Origin of the sequence: Nocardia camponoti (assembly GCF_014646135.1) — a bacterium.
Taxonomy (GTDB): Bacteria; Actinomycetota; Actinomycetes; order Mycobacteriales; family Mycobacteriaceae; genus Nocardia; species Nocardia camponoti.
Map to the genome: position 1 here is coordinate 1,468,834 of NZ_BMMW01000002.1, position 16,055 is coordinate 1,484,888.

7 protein-coding genes are annotated in these 16,055 nt (G+C 64.7%); 4 read left to right on the top strand and 3 right to left on the bottom strand.

The features are described from left to right. The first annotated feature begins 21 nt into the window (after positions 1-21). The 3 genes from pks13 to IEX78_RS14755 all read left to right on the top strand — a co-directional run bounded on the left by pks13 (position 22) and on the right by IEX78_RS14755 (position 8,189). Complete coding sequence (gene pks13, locus IEX78_RS14745; protein WP_188829433.1) at positions 22-5,106, top strand: polyketide synthase Pks13; 5,085 nt, start codon at positions 22-24, stop codon at positions 5,104-5,106. A 3-nt stretch (positions 5,107-5,109) separates the two neighbouring features. Next, entirely contained in the window at positions 5,110-6,654 is a 1,545-nt protein-coding gene (locus tag IEX78_RS14750; RefSeq protein ID WP_188829434.1) for an acyl-CoA carboxylase subunit beta, read from the top strand. Positions 6,655-7,640: 986 nt separating this feature from the next. Beyond that, positions 7,641-8,189: a hypothetical protein gene (locus IEX78_RS14755; RefSeq protein ID WP_188829435.1), complete on the top strand. Its 549-nt coding sequence runs from the start codon at positions 7,641-7,643 to the stop codon at positions 8,187-8,189. 52 nt (positions 8,190-8,241) lie between these two features. Here the strand turns inward: IEX78_RS14755 and IEX78_RS14760 are convergent, their stop codons facing one another. Next, the gene (locus IEX78_RS14760) at positions 8,242-8,739 is read right to left on the bottom strand and encodes a peptidylprolyl isomerase (protein ID WP_188829436.1); all 498 of its coding nucleotides are present in this window, start codon (positions 8,737-8,739) and stop codon (positions 8,242-8,244) included. 366 nt (positions 8,740-9,105) lie between these two features. Here IEX78_RS14760 and IEX78_RS14765 point away from each other — a divergent pair, with 366 nt between their 5' ends. After that, entirely contained in the window at positions 9,106-12,402 is a 3,297-nt protein-coding gene (locus IEX78_RS14765; RefSeq protein ID WP_188829437.1) for an arabinosyltransferase domain-containing protein, read from the top strand. Between the two features lie 71 nt (positions 12,403-12,473). On the opposite strand, the gene IEX78_RS14770 is transcribed toward IEX78_RS14765, so the two are convergent. Together IEX78_RS14770 and IEX78_RS14775 are read right to left on the bottom strand one after the other, a co-directional pair. After that, the gene (locus IEX78_RS14770) at positions 12,474-12,635 is read right to left on the bottom strand and encodes a hypothetical protein (protein ID WP_188829438.1); all 162 of its coding nucleotides are present in this window, start codon (positions 12,633-12,635) and stop codon (positions 12,474-12,476) included. A gap of 162 nt (positions 12,636-12,797) precedes the next feature. Then, the gene (locus IEX78_RS14775) at positions 12,798-16,052 is read right to left on the bottom strand and encodes an arabinosyltransferase domain-containing protein (RefSeq protein ID WP_188829439.1); all 3,255 of its coding nucleotides are present in this window, start codon (positions 16,050-16,052) and stop codon (positions 12,798-12,800) included. Between the last annotated feature and the right edge of the window lie 3 nt (positions 16,053-16,055).

The window sequence follows — 16,055 nt, forward strand, 5'->3', positions numbered from 1 at the left end:
AACAGGTAGCTTGAGGAATTGATGGCTGACAACGAGGGCACGCCCACCCAGAATGATCCCGCCGAGCTTTCGGTTGCCGAGTTGCGCGAATGGTTGCGTAACTGGGTTGCCGAGGCGACCGGCCAGTCGATCGACGCGATCACCGTCGATCGACCGATGGAAGAGTTCGGGCTCGCGTCACGCGACGCGCTCGCCCTCGGTGGCGACATCGAGGAACGCACCGGCGTCATCCTCACGCCGACCGTGGTTTACCAACACCCGACCATCGCTTCGCTCGCCGAGGTGATCGTCAACGGTGAGCCTGAACCTGAGGCCGAAGACGCGTCGGATTACACGGCGGCGTTCACGCCGTCGGAAGCGCACGACATCGCCGTTGTCGGGTTGTCGACGCGTCTGCCGGGTGCGGGAACCACGCCTGAGTCCACGTGGGAATTCATCATCGGACGTGGTGACGCGATCCGTGAGCTGCCTGAAGGTCGCTGGGATGAGTTCCGTGGCGACGCCAAGATGGTCGAGACCATCGACAACGCCAACACCCTCGGTGGCTACCTCGATCAGGACGTGATCAAGGGCTTCGACGCTGAGTTCTTCGCGATGTCGCCGGTCGAGGTTGAGCGTGTCGACCCGCAGCAGCGCCTGATGATGGAACTCACCTGGGAAGCGCTTGAGCACGCGCGCATCCCGGCTTCCGACCTCAAGGGCGAGAAGGTCGGCGTTTTCGTCGGCTCGTCTACCAGCGATTTCCAGCTCATCGCCGCGCTTGGGCTCGGTGACCGCGACCCGAACCTGCCGCTGTCGGCTGAGGCGTACTCGCTGCTCGGCGCGTCGACGGGCATCATCGCCAACCGCGTTTCGTACTTCTTCGACTTCCGTGGCCCGTCAGTCACGATCGACACCGCGTGCTCGTCGACGATCGTCGCCGTGCATCAGGCGGTTCGCTCGCTGCGTGACGGCGACGCCGACGTCGCCCTCGCCGGTGGCGTGAACATGATCCTCGCGCCCGTCGCGACGCTTGGGTTCGACATCAACGGTGCCGTCTCCAAAGACGGCCACATCAAGGCGTTCTCTTCCGACGCCGACGGCATGGTCCGCTCCGAGGGCGCTGGCCTCGTCGTGTTGAAGCGTCTCGCCGACGCCGAACGCGACGGCGACCACATCTACGGCGTGGTCAAGGGCTCGGCGGTGAACTCCGACGGTCGCTCGAACGGCCTGTTCGCCCCGAACCCCGACGCCCAGGCCGACGTGCTGCGCGCGGCCTACCGCGACGCCGGCATCGCGCCCAACACCGTCGACTACATCGAGGCGCATGGCACCGGCACCCCGATCGGCGACCCGATCGAAGCCGACGCGCTCGCTCGCGTTATCGGTCGCGGTCGCGACGCCGATAAGCCCGCGCTGCTCGGTTCGGCGAAGACCAACTTCGGCCACCTTGAGTCCGGCGCTGGTGCGGCGAGCCTCGCGAAGGTGCTGATGTCGTTCCAGCACAACGTGATTCCGCCGAACATCAACTACGCGGGACCGAGCCCGTACATCCCGTTCGAGCAGGCGAACCTCAAGGTTGTCGACGAGCCGACTGAGTTCCCGCGCTACAGCGGCGTTGCGACGGTTGGTATTTCGGGCTTCGGTTTCGGCGGAACGAACGCGCACGTGGTGTTGCAGGAGTACGTGCCCGCCGGTGCCGGTGCTTCGGAAGATGTTGTCGCGCTTGTGGATTCGTCCGAGGACGAGGTTGTCGCCGAAGCTGAGGCCATCACGGCGGAAGCTGTTGAGCCAGAACCGGAATGGTCGACCGACCGCGTCGAGCCGCTTCCGGTCATCCTCGCAGTTTCGGCCTACCTGCCCTCGCGTCGTAAGCGTGCGGCTGCCGAGCTGGCTGACTGGCTCGAAGGCCCCGGTGCCGATGTGCCGCTGACCGACGTCGCCCGTTCGCTCGCCAAGCGCAGCCACCAGCGTTCGCGTGGTGTCGTGCTGGCGAAGACACACGAAGAAGCCATCGCTGGCCTGCGCGCGATCGCCGAAGGCAAGCCGGGCGCTGGCGTTTTCACCGCCGACTCGCCCGCGTCGAACCCGCCCGTGTGGGTGATGTGTGGCTTCGGCGCGCAGCACCGCAAGATGTCGAAGCAGCTTTACGGCGAGAACGCGATCTTCCGCAAGACCGTCGACGAGGTCGATGAGCTGGTCCAGGACGAAGCCGGTTACTCGATTCGCGAGATGTTCCTCGATGACGAGCAGGACTACGACGTCGGCACCTGCCAGGTCGGTATCTTCACCACCCAGCTCGGCCTCGCCGCCGTGTTGCGTGCCCACGGCGCGGAACCTGCTGCGGTAGTTGGGCATTCGATGGGTGAGGTTGCTGGCGCGTACATCGCCGGTGGTCTGACGCTCGAAGACGCGGTGCGCGTGATTTGCGCCCGTTCGCGCCTGATGGGCGAGGGCGAGCAGATGATCGACGAGAACGACGTGCGCAACATGGCGCTTGTCGAACTGTCGGCGCACGCCGTCGCTGAGCTGCTGCCGCGCTTCCCCGACGTGGAGTGCGCGGTTTACGCCGCGCCGACCAACACCGTGATTGGCGGCCCGCGCGACCAGGTCGAGCAGATCGTCGCCGAGGTTGAGGGCATGGGCAAGTTCGCCCGCATCCTGCCGACGCGCGGTGCCGGTCATACGTCGCAGATGGACCCGCTGCTCGGCGAACTCGCCGCTGAACTCGCTGGTATCGAGCCTGCCCCGCTGAAGTTGGGCCTGTACTCGACCGTGCACGAGGGCCTGTTCTTCAAGCCTGGTTCGCCCGCGCTGCACGACGAGCCGTACTGGGTGAAGAACATGCGCCACTCGGTGTACTTCACCAACGCGATCAAGGCGGCGGTCGACTCCGGGCACACCACCTTCCTTGAGCTCGCGCCGAATTCCGTTGCGCTGATGCAGGTTTTGGGCACGACGTTCGCGGCCGGTGTGCACGACGCGCAGCTCATCCCGACGCTTAAGCGCAAGGAAGACGAGTCCGCCGCGGTTATCGGCGCGCTCGCGCAGCTTTACGTGCACGGCCACGCGGTCGACCTGTCGTCGCTGCTGCCCGCTGGCGATTTCGCCGACGTGCCGCGTACGGCGTTCGTCCGCAAGGAGTACTGGCCCAAGGCGCAGGTCGCTTCGGGTAGCGGCAACGGTCGGATTCCGGGCGCGCACGTCGCGACGCCGGACGGTCGGCACGTGTGGGAGGTCCAGGCTGCTTCGGTCAGCGACCTCACGCTGCTCGTGAAAGCCGCTGCCTCGCAAGTGCTTTCGGATGTCGCCCTTGGTGCTTCGCATGCGCATGGCACCGTGCCCACGTCCGGCACGCTGACCACCACGCTCACCCCGCACCTCGGTGGCGCGTCGGTGCAGGTGCACGCGAAGACCCCCGTCGGCTTCACCCTGCTGTTCGACGCGGTTGTCACCTCGGGTGATCCGCTGCCAGAACCTGTTGTCGCCGTTGCTGATTCGGTTGTCGCCGAGCCCACCGCCGCGGAAATCGCCATCGCGACCTCCGACCGCTGGGACCCCGCCGGTTCGGAAACCATCGAGCAGCGACTGTGCGTCATCGTCGCCGAATCGATGGGTTACGCCGTCGAAGACCTGCCGATGGAAATCCCGCTCATGGAGCTTGGTCTCGACTCGCTGATGGCGATGCGCATCAAGAACCGCGTTGAGTACGAGTTCGACATCCCGCAGTTGCAGGTGTCGGCGGTGCGCGACGCGAGCCTCAACGAGGTGTCGAAGGTGCTGCGCTACGCGATCGAGCACCGCGACGAGGTCGCCGCGATGGCCGAGAAGCAGGCTGCCGCGCGTGCGGCTGGCGAAGACGTTGAGCTTGGTGTCGACGCTGACTTCGTCGAGAAGGCGCGTCAGGCGATTGCCGCTGGGGCTGACCCGTTGGCTGTTGCCAAGGATGCTGGACTCGCGGAACCTGTTGTTGCTGAAGCGGATTCGGCTCCCGTCGAAGAGGTCGTCGACATCGACTACTTCGCCGACGCCGCCGCTGGCGACGAGGACAACGTTCCGCCACGTGACGCTCCGGAACGGTTGACTTATGCCACCTGGGCCGTCGTCACCGGCACGTCGCCCGGCGGCATCTTCAACACGCTGCCGATCCTCGAAGAGGACGTCGCGGAGAAGCTGGCAGCAAGGCTTACTCAGCGCATCGGCGAGGAAATCACCGTTGACGACGTGCTCGACTGCGAAACCATCGAAGCGCTCTCCGACATCGTCCGCCAGAAGCAGGACATTGGCGCCGAGATCGAAGGCTTCGTCCGTCCGCTGCGTGCCCGTGAAGATGGCTCCGACGCGGTCCCGGTCTTCGTGTTCCACCCCGCCGGTGGCAACACGCTCGTCTACGAGCCACTGCTGAAGCGTCTGCCCGCTGGCACGCCCATGTACGGACTTGAGCGAGCCGACGGTTCGATCGAAGAACGTGCCCGGCAATACGTGCCTGAGCTGCGCAAGATCCAGGGCGAAGGGCCATACGTGCTCTACGGCTGGTCGCTTGGTGCGGTGCTCGCGTTGCAGGTCGGACAGTTGCTTCGTGAAGAGGGTGCTGACGTGCGGTACGTGGGTCTTATTGACCTCGCGCGTACGGTTGAGGACGAGGACAACAGCCCCCAAGAGCGGTTGCGTCGTCTTGAGCGCTACCAGACGTTCGCGAAGAAGAACTACAATGTTCCGGGCGAATTGGATCGTGAGCAGCTAGAAGAACTGGCTGCGGCGTCTGATGCCGAACAATTTTCGATGATTACCGACCTCGTGAAGCTTTCTGGTGCGAAGATTCCCGGTGGCGTGCTGGAACATCAGCGCACCTCCTGGCTTGAGAATCGCGCGCTTGCCGAAGCGAGGCCGAGTCAGTACGACGGCGACGCCGTGCTGTACCTGGCTGATCGCTACCACGATGGCGCGATCGAACTCGAACCTCGATTCGCCAACCGCAGGCCCAACGGCGGCTGGGATGAATTCATCCCGAACCTGGAGGTCGTCCACATCCCGGGCGATCACCTCCAGATCGTCGATGAGCCACGGGTCGGCCAGATTGGCGCCGACCTCGCCGCCAAGCTCGCGGCTATCTCTCCAAAGGACTAATTAGTGAGCACGACCGCAGAAAAGCTAGCCGACCTGCGCGAACGCCTTGAGCTTTCGCTTGAGCCGGCGGGCGCGAAGGGCATTGAGAAGCGCGCGCGCAAGGGCATCCCCAGCGCGCGCGACCGGATCAACATGCTGCTCGACCCGGGCACGTTCATTGAGATCGGTGGGCTTGTTCGCAGCGCTGGCGATCCGAAGGCGCTGTACAGCGATGGTGTTGTCGCTGGTCACGGGCTTGTTGATGGTCGTCCGGTCGCGGTGTTCTCCCACGACCAGACCGTTTACGGCGGTTCGGTTGGCGAGGCGTTCGGCCGCAAGCTGTGTGGGTTGATGCAGTACGCGTCGAAGGTCGGCATTCCGCTCGTCGGTATCAACGACTCCGGCGGCGCGCGCGTGCAGGACGCGATCAGTTCGCTGGCGTGGACCGCGTGGTTGGCGACCAACGTCGAACCGCTTTCGGGCATGGTCCCGCTTGTTTCGGTGCTTTTCGGCAACTGCGCTGGTGGCGCGGTTTACCAGCCCATCTGCACCGACGTGGTTGTTGCGACCGAGGACACGAAGATGTTCGTCACCGGTCCCAAGATCATCAAGGAGGTCACGGGCGAAGACGTGAGCCTTGAGGAGCTTGGCGGCGCGCGCACCCAAGCCGAGAACGGCAACATTCACCACGTCGCCAAGGACGAGGCCGCCGCGTTCGAGTGGGTGCGTGAGTACCTTTCGTACATGCCGAGCAGCTGCCAGGAGCTGCCGCCGATCGTGAACCCGGGCCTTGAGCCCGAGATCACCGACACCGACCGCGAGTTGGATTCGATCATCCCCGACTCCGACAACGCCGGTTACGACATGCACGACGTGCTGCTGCGCATCTTTGACGACGGCGAGTTCAAGGAAATCAGCGCCGACACCGGTCGCAACATCATCACCGGTTTCGCGCGCGTTGATGGTCGTAGCGTCGGCGTTGTCGCGAACCAGCCGCTCGCGTCGGCAGGCGCGCTCGACGCTAAGGCGTCCGACAAGGCATCGCACTTCGTTCGCCTGTGCGACGCGTTCGAAATCCCGTTGATCTTCGTCGTCGACACCCCGGGCTTCCTGCCTGGTGTTGAGCAGGAAAAGGTTGGCGTGATCAAGCGCGGCGGCCGCTTCCTCTTCTCGTACGTCGAGGCGAGCGTCCCGAAGATCACCTTGGTCGTTCGTAAGTCGTACGGCGGCGGTTACGCGGTGATGGGTTCCAAGCAGCTCGGCGCCGACATCAACCTGGCATGGCCGACGGCCCGCATCGCGGTGATGGGCGCTGAGGGCGCGGTTGGCCTGTTGGGCGCGGCCCAGCTGGCGGCGGCCCCGGAAGACCAGCGCGCCGCAATCCGCCAGAACTTGATCGACTTCTACAACACCAACATCGCGACCCCGTGGATCGCGGCAGAACGCGGCTTCATCGACGCGGTAATCGAGCCATCAACCACGCGCTTGGAACTCCGCAAGGCCCTGAAGTTGTTGCAGGACAAGAAGATCCAACGAAACCCCCGCAAGCACCACGTGCTGCCGATGTAGGGTTTTGCTGTTGAGGATGGGCCGTCTCGGGTATGTCGAGGCGGCCCATCCGCGTCTCCCACGTCCGGATGATTCCTTGCGGCACAAGCACCGAAGTGTCGACGAGGTAGACGGGCCAGGCGTTAAGGTGCGTCGGTCCGCCGAGCCTCTTCTTCCAGTTGGGATAGGTCGCGCGCACCAGCGCGCCACCCCTGAGCGGATTCGCTGACATCGACCGCAACGCTGTCAAAGGCCCTCATGATCGCATCGGAGAGCCACTCGTCGTTACCGTCCGCACTCATACGGGTCATGCATCAAGGATGCGCCATCGGATGGGGATTTAACACACCAATTCAGACTGAATGCGGTGCTTCGCAGCCACAATTGTGCGGCCGAGCGTGCCGAGAACTGACGGATGAATGCGATGCTCCGGGGTCTGTCGAGAGATGGCTAATGGTCCACCAACCGCATGGCCAATGGTCCACGGACCCCTTGGCTAATGGTCAGTGAAATGTCGCCGTTTGCGGGAGCTACCTGCGGAAACCGCGCCCAGTCCCTTTCATCTTGGGCAAGTGTTTGGGCAGATCGCCGCGTGCGAACGCGACACGGTCGACTCGCACTGACGTTCCAGTTCGCGATCAGGATGTGGGGTGCGGCCAGGCAAGTTGGGCGTAGCGATCAACCTGCGATTTGAGGGCAATGTCGCGCGTGACCGGGGAAATGCCGGCTGGGAAGTCATTCGCGTTTGGGAACACGAAGATCCGCAGGATGCTGCGGCGGCGATAGTCGCGAGGGTGAGACCAGGGGCGCGGAGCGCGAAACTCTAGCCGGGGCCCGCTCCCCGCGCGTCGGATTCAAGACACGATAGGTCCCGCCCGCTCGCGCGGGCTGTTGCATGGAGACATCAAGTCCGACAGGCGAATTGATCGGCGTTGGCGACAACGCGAGACAGGTCGGCCAAGGTAGGGGCACGCGAGTCGACGGTCTGCCCGAGGTACGGTCCATGGGTGGTGCCGCCCGCAGCTGCTCGATATGAGGTCGACCTCTACCTGCTCATGACCATGATTTGTCATGATGCGGTGAAGCGGGCGGTGCTTGAGCACGTCGGGGTTAGTGAAGGGGAAGCCAACGACGCGCGCGAAAGGGTTTCGGCGCTGCTGGAATTCGGGCCGCGGCAGTTCGGAAACTTCGCGCGACTCATTGGGCGCGATCTGCCGAGTGACCCTGATTCAGCGCTCGTCTACCGCACCAAGCTTTGGCCGCGTCTCGACTTCGTCGTTGTCGGCGTAGGCGGCTACTGGCGCAGCGCGAAATTGCAACGGGCGCAAGGGGAAAGCGCCACCGTCGTAGTCGCCGATCCGCAGGACATCGCCCCGCTCACGTACACGGTCGACGAATTGCGTGCGGGGTTCGGCCCGCTGGTCGAAGGCGACTCGATGGCTCCGTACGAAGAATTCCTGTTCGAGGCGAACGGATTTCGCTACGGTGCGACGGCGAGCTGGGGGTTTGTACAGCGAGTGAGAAACTGGGCAGGTGATCACCAGGCTCTCAGGTAACTAAACGTCGAGAGAGAAAATCCCTGACAGCCTGGTGATCTTGGTTTAAAACCTAAGCGACCGTTGCCTTTTCGATCACAACGTCCTCGGTCGGCACGTCCTGGTGCGGGCCCGCGTTGCCGGTCGAAACGGCGGCGATCTTGTCGACCACATCCGTGCCGTCGGCCACCTTGCCGAATACCGCGTAGCCCCAACCCTGGCCCTGCGGGGCGCTGTGGTTGAGGAAGGCGTTGTCGGCCACGTTGATGAAGAACTGGGCCGTCGCCGAGTGCGGGTCGTTGGTGCGTGCCATCGCGACGGTGTACTTGTCGTTCTTCAGCCCGTTGCCAGCTTCGTTCTGGATCGGCGCCTTCGTCGGCTTCTGCTTCAGGCCGGGCTCGAAGCCGCCGCCCTGGACCATGAAGTTGGGGATGACGCGGTGGAAGACGGTGCCGTCGTAGTGGCCCGAGTTCACGTAGTCGATGAAGTTGGCGACCGTGTTCGGCGCGGCCTGGTCGTCCAACTCAAGCACGATCGGTCCGTAATTGGTTTCGAGATTCACCTTGGTCATGTGCCCGAGCTTAGTGAGCTACGACACCGGCGTGTCGAACGGGGTGCGGCGGGCCGCGATGTCCATCTGAAAAGCATTCCGACCACGATTGTGTTTCGGCGCGTTGATAATTGGGAATAGGGGCCACGCTGCGCGGACCTGCCGCTTGCCGTCAGATCCGGCGCCCCAACACCCGTCAAGCACTACCGACAATTACCCGCGAACCAATTCGAGAATTCGTCAACAGAACTCAACGGAATTAGGGCTAGAAATTCGACAGCACAATTGCTTCTAGATCAATTACGAACCACAACGACCAGCGCGCGAGCACCCCGGGACCGACCGGAACCGCTCGCGCCAAACGCGAGCCAGATAGCATGCTCAACCGTGCCCGACGTCGCAACAGCTGTGCTCACCAAGCCGCCCGCCGAACAGCCGGTAGTCCCGCCGAAGGACTTCGCGACCGCGAAGTGGATCGCCATTGTGGCCGGTCTGCTCGGCGCGCTGTTCGCGCTCGCGACGCCGTTCCTGCCGGTGACGCAAACGACCGCGCATGTGAAGTGGCCGCAGAACGGCACGCTTGGCAATGTCGCCGCTCCGCTGATGTCGCAGGTGCCGATCGACCTCACCGCGTCGATCCCGTGCGCTGCCGTCGCGCAACTGCCCGCCCAGGGCGGCATGCTGCTGTCGACAGCACCGCCGCAAGGCGACAGGGCCGCGCTTGAAGCGCTGTTCATTCGAGTGTCAGATACCTCGGTCGACGTTGTCGACCGCAATGCCGTCGTCGCATCGGCACAGCGCGCGGACATGGGTAACTGCACGTCGATCAACATCGCGTCAACGTCAGACAAGACCACCGCCGAGTTCGTCGGCCTCACGAAGTCGGGCACGACGGACCCGCTGCGCGGGGAACTCCTCGGCGACCTTCGCCCGCAGGTTGTTGGCGTTTTCACCAGCCTGCAGGGCGCGGTCCCGGCTGGCCTTAACTTCGACATGACCGTCGACTCCCGCTTCTCGTCCAGCCCGTCGCCAGCGAAACTGGTCGCGATCATCGGCGCGGTCTTGTGCACGTTGCTCGCGCTCGGCGCGCTCGCTCGCCTCGACGGCAGCGACGGTCGCGGTCACCGCCGCTTCCTCCCACGCAACTGGCTCAAGCCAACTCCGGTTGACGGCGTCGTCATCGGCACGCTCCTGATCTGGCATTTTGTCGGCGCGAACACCTCCGACGACGGCTACATCCTCAGCATGGTCCGCGTCTCCGAGCACGCGGGTTACATGGCCAACTACTTCCGCTGGTACGGCGTCCCCGAAGCCCCCTTCGGCTGGTACTACTACGTGATCCAGACCTTCGCCGAGATCTCGACGGCGAGCCCGTGGGTGCGTGTCCCCGCGCTGATCTGCGGAATCCTGTGCTGGATGGTGATTAGCCGCGAAGTTGTTCCGCGTCTCGGCAACGCCGTCGGCAAGAGCAAGGTCGCGCTGTGGACCGGTGGGCTCGCGTTCCTCGCGTTCTGGCTGCCGTTCGACAACGGCCTGCGTTCGGAGTCGATCGTCGCGCTCGGCGCGCTGCTCACCTGGGTTTCGATCGAACGTGCCATCGCGACGGGTCGACTGCTCCCGGCTGGCGTCGCCGTCCTCATCGCCGCGTTCACCCTCGCCGCCGCACCGACCGGCTTGATGTGCGTGGCCGCGCTGCTTGCTGGCATTCGACCGCTCGTGCGGATCGTTGTCCGCAGACATCGCGAATTCGGCACGGTCGCGCTGCTCGCACCGATCGCGTCGGCTGGCCTGCTCGTGCTTGTCGTCGTCTACGGCGACCAAACGTTCGCTGGCATCCAAGAAGCCAACCGCGTGCGCCAAGCGACCGGCCCGAACCTGCAGTGGTACGAGGACTACCTGCGCTACTACTACCTGTTCGTCGAGACCGTCGACGGCTCGCTCGCGCGCCGCTTCGCGTTCCTCACGATGCTGTTGTGCCTGTTCACGACGTTGCTTGTGCTGCTGCGTCGCCGTCAGGTTCCGGGTATCGCGTCGGGCCCGACGTGGCGACTCATGGGCGTGGTGTTCGGCACCTTGTTCTTCATGATGTTCAACCCGACCAAGTGGACGCACCACTTCGGCGCGTACGCGGGCATCGCGGGTTCGCTTGCCGCGGTCACTGCCGTCGCGGTTTCGGCGTCAGCGCTGCGGTCGCGTAAGAATCGCGCGATCTTCCTCGCCGGGCTGTTGTTCGTGCTCGCGCTTTCGTTCTCGGGCATCAACGGCTACTGGTACGTGTCGTCCTACGGCGTGCCGTGGTTCGACAAGACCATCTCGCTGCGCGGCATTTCGTCGAACACCGTGATGCTTGTGCTGTTCGGGTTGGCGCTCGCCCTCGTTGGTTGGTACGCGTTGCGCGAGGACTATGTGAAGCCCGAGCCGTCGCCAAAGTCCAAGCGCGGCAAGCGAATTCGCAAGTTCGCCGCGATCCCGCTGACAGTCGCGGTTGGCGCGATGGTCGCGTTCGAAGTGCTTTCCCTCGTGAAGGGCGCGGTGCAGCAGTACCCCGCCTACTCGCTTGGCCGGTCCAACTTCGACGCGATCAGCGGCAACAGCTGCGGCCTCGCCAACGACGTGCTCGTCGAGTCGAACCCGAACGGTGGTCGCCTCGCGCCCATCATCGATCCCGCGCACCCGCTCACCGATCCCAACGACCCACTCGCGGGTTCGACCACGGTCGGCTTCACGCCCAACGGCGTGCCGAGCGACCTGTCCGCCGACTCGGTCGAGGTGAAGCCGGGCACCGGCAACACAAGCAACCAGTCGGTCGGCGCCGCCTTCGCCGAAGGTGAGAGCGCTGGCACCGGCGGCGGTCAGGGCGCGCGTGGCGTGAACGGTTCGACCGTCGCGCTGCCGTTCGGCCTCGACCCGGCGACCACGCCCGTCCTCGGGTCCTACCAGGACGGCGTGCAACAGCCCGCCTACCTGGAGTCATCGTGGTACGGGCTGCCGGAACGCGCCGACGACTCGCCGCTGATCGTCATCACCGCCGCCGGCCGCATCGCGTCGAAGGACGACACCGGCGCCGACAAGTACGGCCAGTCGCTGCTCGTCGAGTACGGCACGCGCAACCCCGACGGCAGCGTCACCACGCTCGGTCGCTACCTGCCGCGCGACATCGGCCCGTTCCCGTCGTGGCGCAACCTGCGCGTGCCCGTAGCCGACCTGCCCGCCGAAGCCAACGCCGTGCGCGTCGTCGCCAACGACCCGATCCTGATCGGTGACCAGTGGCTCGCGTTCACGCCGCCGCGCGTGCCGAAGTTGCAGACGCTCGACAAGGTCATCGGCCGTGACCAGCCAGTTCTGCTCGACTGGGCGGTCGGTCTGCAGTTCCCGTGCCAGCGCCCGTTCGCGCACAAGAACGGCGTTGCCGAGGTGCCGAACTACCGCATCCTGCCCGACCGTCCGCTCGCGATCTCGTCGACCGACACCTGGCAGGCGCAGGAATTCGGCGGCCCGCTCGGGTTCTCCCAGATGCTGGCAAGTCGCGTGACGATCCCGACGTATCTGAAGAACGACTGGGCGCGCGACTGGGGTTCGCTTGAGCGCTACGACCAGTACCTGACGAGCAAGCCCGCGCAGATCGAAACGGGCAAGGCATCGCGGTCGGGCTTGTGGAGCCCCGGCCCGTTGCGCGTGTTCTAACGCCAGACGCAATGAAGGCGCGGACCCTATTTTGGGTCCGCGCCTTCGTGGTTCTCGGGATGATTCGAGCGCTAAGCGTCGGCCATACGGCGATTGAGATCGCGACGTAAAACCTCCTGCGAAGGTAGTCTTTCCAGAACTCGCATCACCGCCGGTCGTAGTTCGGACTTCTCGTCTTCGCTGAGCAGCTCGACGAGATCCCGCAGGTCCATGTCATCGAAAGCCCGTGTCATACCCCCAAGGGTACGCACGCAAACTGAGAGATGTCGCGCGTTTCTCTGAGCTTTTCCAGCTCATTTACGGCTCATTCATCGAACCGAAACGCGCAGCGCAGCACAGTGTTTCACCAGGTCATCGCGCTAGTGCCCGGACACTGCCCTTACGCTGCCTCAGCCCTACCGCGCCTTGATAGCAGGCTCCTTTGCTGTTCCTGCGGTAGTGACGACCGTCACGTCAATTCGTGCGGGCGGTGCGGGAGCGAAGGGGGTGAAACGTTCGAGCGCACCCCAGTCGCGGCCGAGGTCGTTGTCGAGATACGTCGGCACCGTTTCGGATTTGAGCAGTGGTCCAGTCCAGCCGAGCGGGCCGCCGCCGATATCGTCCTGCCAGGCATTCGACGCGTCCGAACCAACGCGGTCGGGCAGGATGCGCCACTCGGGCGCTTCGGCTACGCCGTCTTTATGCGCGAACGGGCGCTGGCAGGGGAAGGCCAGGCCGACGTGCCAGTCGAGCAGAACCGGCGCGGTGTTGCCGACGACGGATTCGAGTGTTGCCAGGCGTGGGAGGCGCGGCGGCGTGACGGCGAGCCACTGTTTAGCGGTGATGTCGTTGTCGGTGGCGACCAGGCGGACGGCGTTGGCATCGGTTGGGATGCTGTCGAGTGGGATGCGCAGGTTGCGCCACGACGGAGCCGGGCCGACGTCGATCGGGGCGATCGAGCCGGTGTTGATCACGCTGCCGTCGGCATTGCGATGGCCGTACTCAAGCTTGAGGTCCTGGCCGTAATGGTCGACACCGTCGGCGTCGATGTAGCGAATCCGGCCAGCGACGGTGATCACGAGCGCCTGCAACGCCGGGTCGTCGCGCATCGAGTCGCCCAGGCTGAACCGATACCACTGCGACGTCAACTTCGCCTGCTGCTGCACCCCGTCCTGGTAGGACCCAAGCACCGGCGTGCGCGCGGGATCGAGCCCGAACGGCAGCGCGACGGTGCTGCCATTGATGCCCGGCTGCGTTGTCGTTCCGCCGCCTGTGCCAGCGCCGGTGGTGTTTGTTGTTTTGTTGGCCGAATCCCTGTCGACGGAATTCGCGCCGCCGACGGTTGTTTCGTCGGCGTCGGCGGTGAGGTCGGCCGCGACGCCATTGGGCGTGAAGCCGACCGATTCGGCGCTGAGCGCGGTCGCCGGGTCGCCGTCGAAGGGCTGCAAAAGCGAATCGGCCGTATTCGTCTCAACGAGAACATCATTCGCGAGGCCGCAGGTGTCGCCATAAAGGGACTTGATGTTCGACTTCGCGATGGAGTACGCGGGGAATTGCGTAACCGCGCCTTTCGCCATCGAAAGCACTTCAAACGCAACGAGAACGGCAGCCGCGATCGTGAGCGGCATCGTCGCGAAACGGTCGAAGCGAACAGGTTTGCGCGGGGCGTACGGCGCGCGGAGGTGGAAATACAGCGCGACAAGCAGCGCGACCACGCTCAGCCCGAGGAAAATCGTCGAAACGCCCTTACCCGCGATGAGAGGTGCCTTGTCCCAGAACGGAATTCCGTAACTCGACACATACCACCACCCGTTTGAACCGGTGAAGGTGATCGCGAGTACGAAAAGTACCGCTGCGGAAAACAGCGCGCGATTGCGTGGCGCGCGAATTCCCGTGCTACCCACCGCGACTGCGGCAAGTGCGGCGAGCGAGCCAGCGAGTCCGGCGTAGACGCCGAAGTGGTGCGTCCACTTGGTTGGCGTCCACATCATCAGCAGGAGCGCGCCGAAAATGATGCCGAGCAGTCGCACCGAAGGACCGCGCGACGTGCCTGGAATCCGGTTCTTGCGCAGCACCTGCAAGATGCAAACGAGCAGGCAGAGCAGCATGACGAGCACGCCGAAGCGACGAGCGAGCGACCCGTCGGGGGAGAGGGCGAGCAGCGAATCCCAGCGGGTGCGTTCGTCGAACCACGCGACGTTCGGACCGACGAGCGTGCGCACGCGGGTAGCTTCCATGACCGTTGCCAGGGTTTGGTCGGCGAAGACGACAACGAGCACGATCATGCCCGCTGCTACGCCGGGCGCAAGCAGCGCGGCGAAACGAAAGACCTTGTCGCGCAAGGAAACTCCACCAGAAGCCCGCTTTATGATGATCCGCGAAACCGGACCAGCACCGGCGATCAAGGCCGCGATGCAGATCAACCCGGTCGGCCCCGCAGCGAGCGAGAACGCCGCGATCAACACCGCGAGTGCGGCGGGGAGCAGTCGACCAGTCGCGATCGCACGTTCAATCGCACACCAAGTCAGCAGCGCGCCCGCCGCGATCAGCGGTTCGGGCCGAAGGCCGTTGTCGTACGGCAGCCAAAACGCGAGGAAGACCAGGCCAGCCGTCCACAGCGCGACCTTGTCGCGGCGCACCCGCGCACCAAGGCGCGGCAGCACTTCGCGGCTGATCACCGCCCAGCAAACGAGTCCGGCGACGAGTGCGGGCAAACGCATCCAGACACTGGAATCCGAGATATGGGTCATCCACGCCAAAACCTCGTACGACCAGCCAAAAGGCGCTTCGGGAACGCCGAACCAGCGGTAGTAATTCGCCATATACCCCGACGGACCCGACGCGCGCGCCATGCTCAGGATGTAGCCGTCGTCGGAGGTGTTCGCGCCGATCACGTGCCAGATCAGCAGCGTGCCGACAACGACGACGTCGGTTGGCGTGACACGCCACCAATGCCTGGGGAGGATGCGACGAGCGCGACGGCCGTCGGCGGTGTCGAGCAGATGCAGGGCGACCAGGGCGGCGATGGTGAAGAGCCCGGCGGCGATCATGACGGCCAGCTTCAGCGCGGTAGGCGTTGAGGTGAAGCGCGAATCGATGTCGACGCGCACGTTCGCACCGGTCAGCGCGGCGGCGTCAAGGTCGGTGTACAGGCCGACGACCTGCGGGCGCTTATCGACGGTGACGGTGTTGCGGAACGGCGTGCCGTCCTTGCGGTTGGCGCCTACGAATTCGACCGTAGTCGCGCCGATGGTCGAGTCGATGCTGATCGCGGTGCAGCCGGCGATCTCGTCGACCGGTGCCGACAGCATCGGCACGTCACGGGCCTGAACGGCCACCGAGCCGTCGCGGATGACGACGCTCATGCCCTTCGACGTCTGGCCCGATGCGGCGGGGATGGTGCTGAGGAGCGTCGTCGCTTTGTCGGGTGTAGCAACTGGCGGCGCGGTGAACATTGAACACGGCAACGTCGCGGTGAACTGCTGCGGCACATACGAGACGAGCGGTGCTTCGACGCTGGTCACGCCCGGTTGCGGCCACTGAATGCTCGCCCGGTCTTGCTTGACGGGCAGCAGCGGCGTCGACAGGGCGAGCACCACCCCGAGCAGTCCGCACACGATGGCGACAAGGCGATAGCGGGTGAACGCTCGGTCAGCTCGGTTTCCTGCCACGGT

What these genes read in the sequence shown, in the direction of transcription:
- pks13 (WP_188829433.1), top strand. Translation starts at nt 22, where the DNA reads ATGGCTGACAACGAGGGCACGCCCACCCAGAATGATCCCGCCGAGCTT.
- IEX78_RS14760 (WP_188829436.1), bottom strand. Translation starts at nt 8,739, where the DNA reads ATGACCAAGGTGAATCTCGAAACCAATTACGGACCGATCGTGCTTGAG.
- IEX78_RS14770 (WP_188829438.1), bottom strand. Translation starts at nt 12,635, where the DNA reads ATGACACGGGCTTTCGATGACATGGACCTGCGGGATCTCGTCGAGCTG.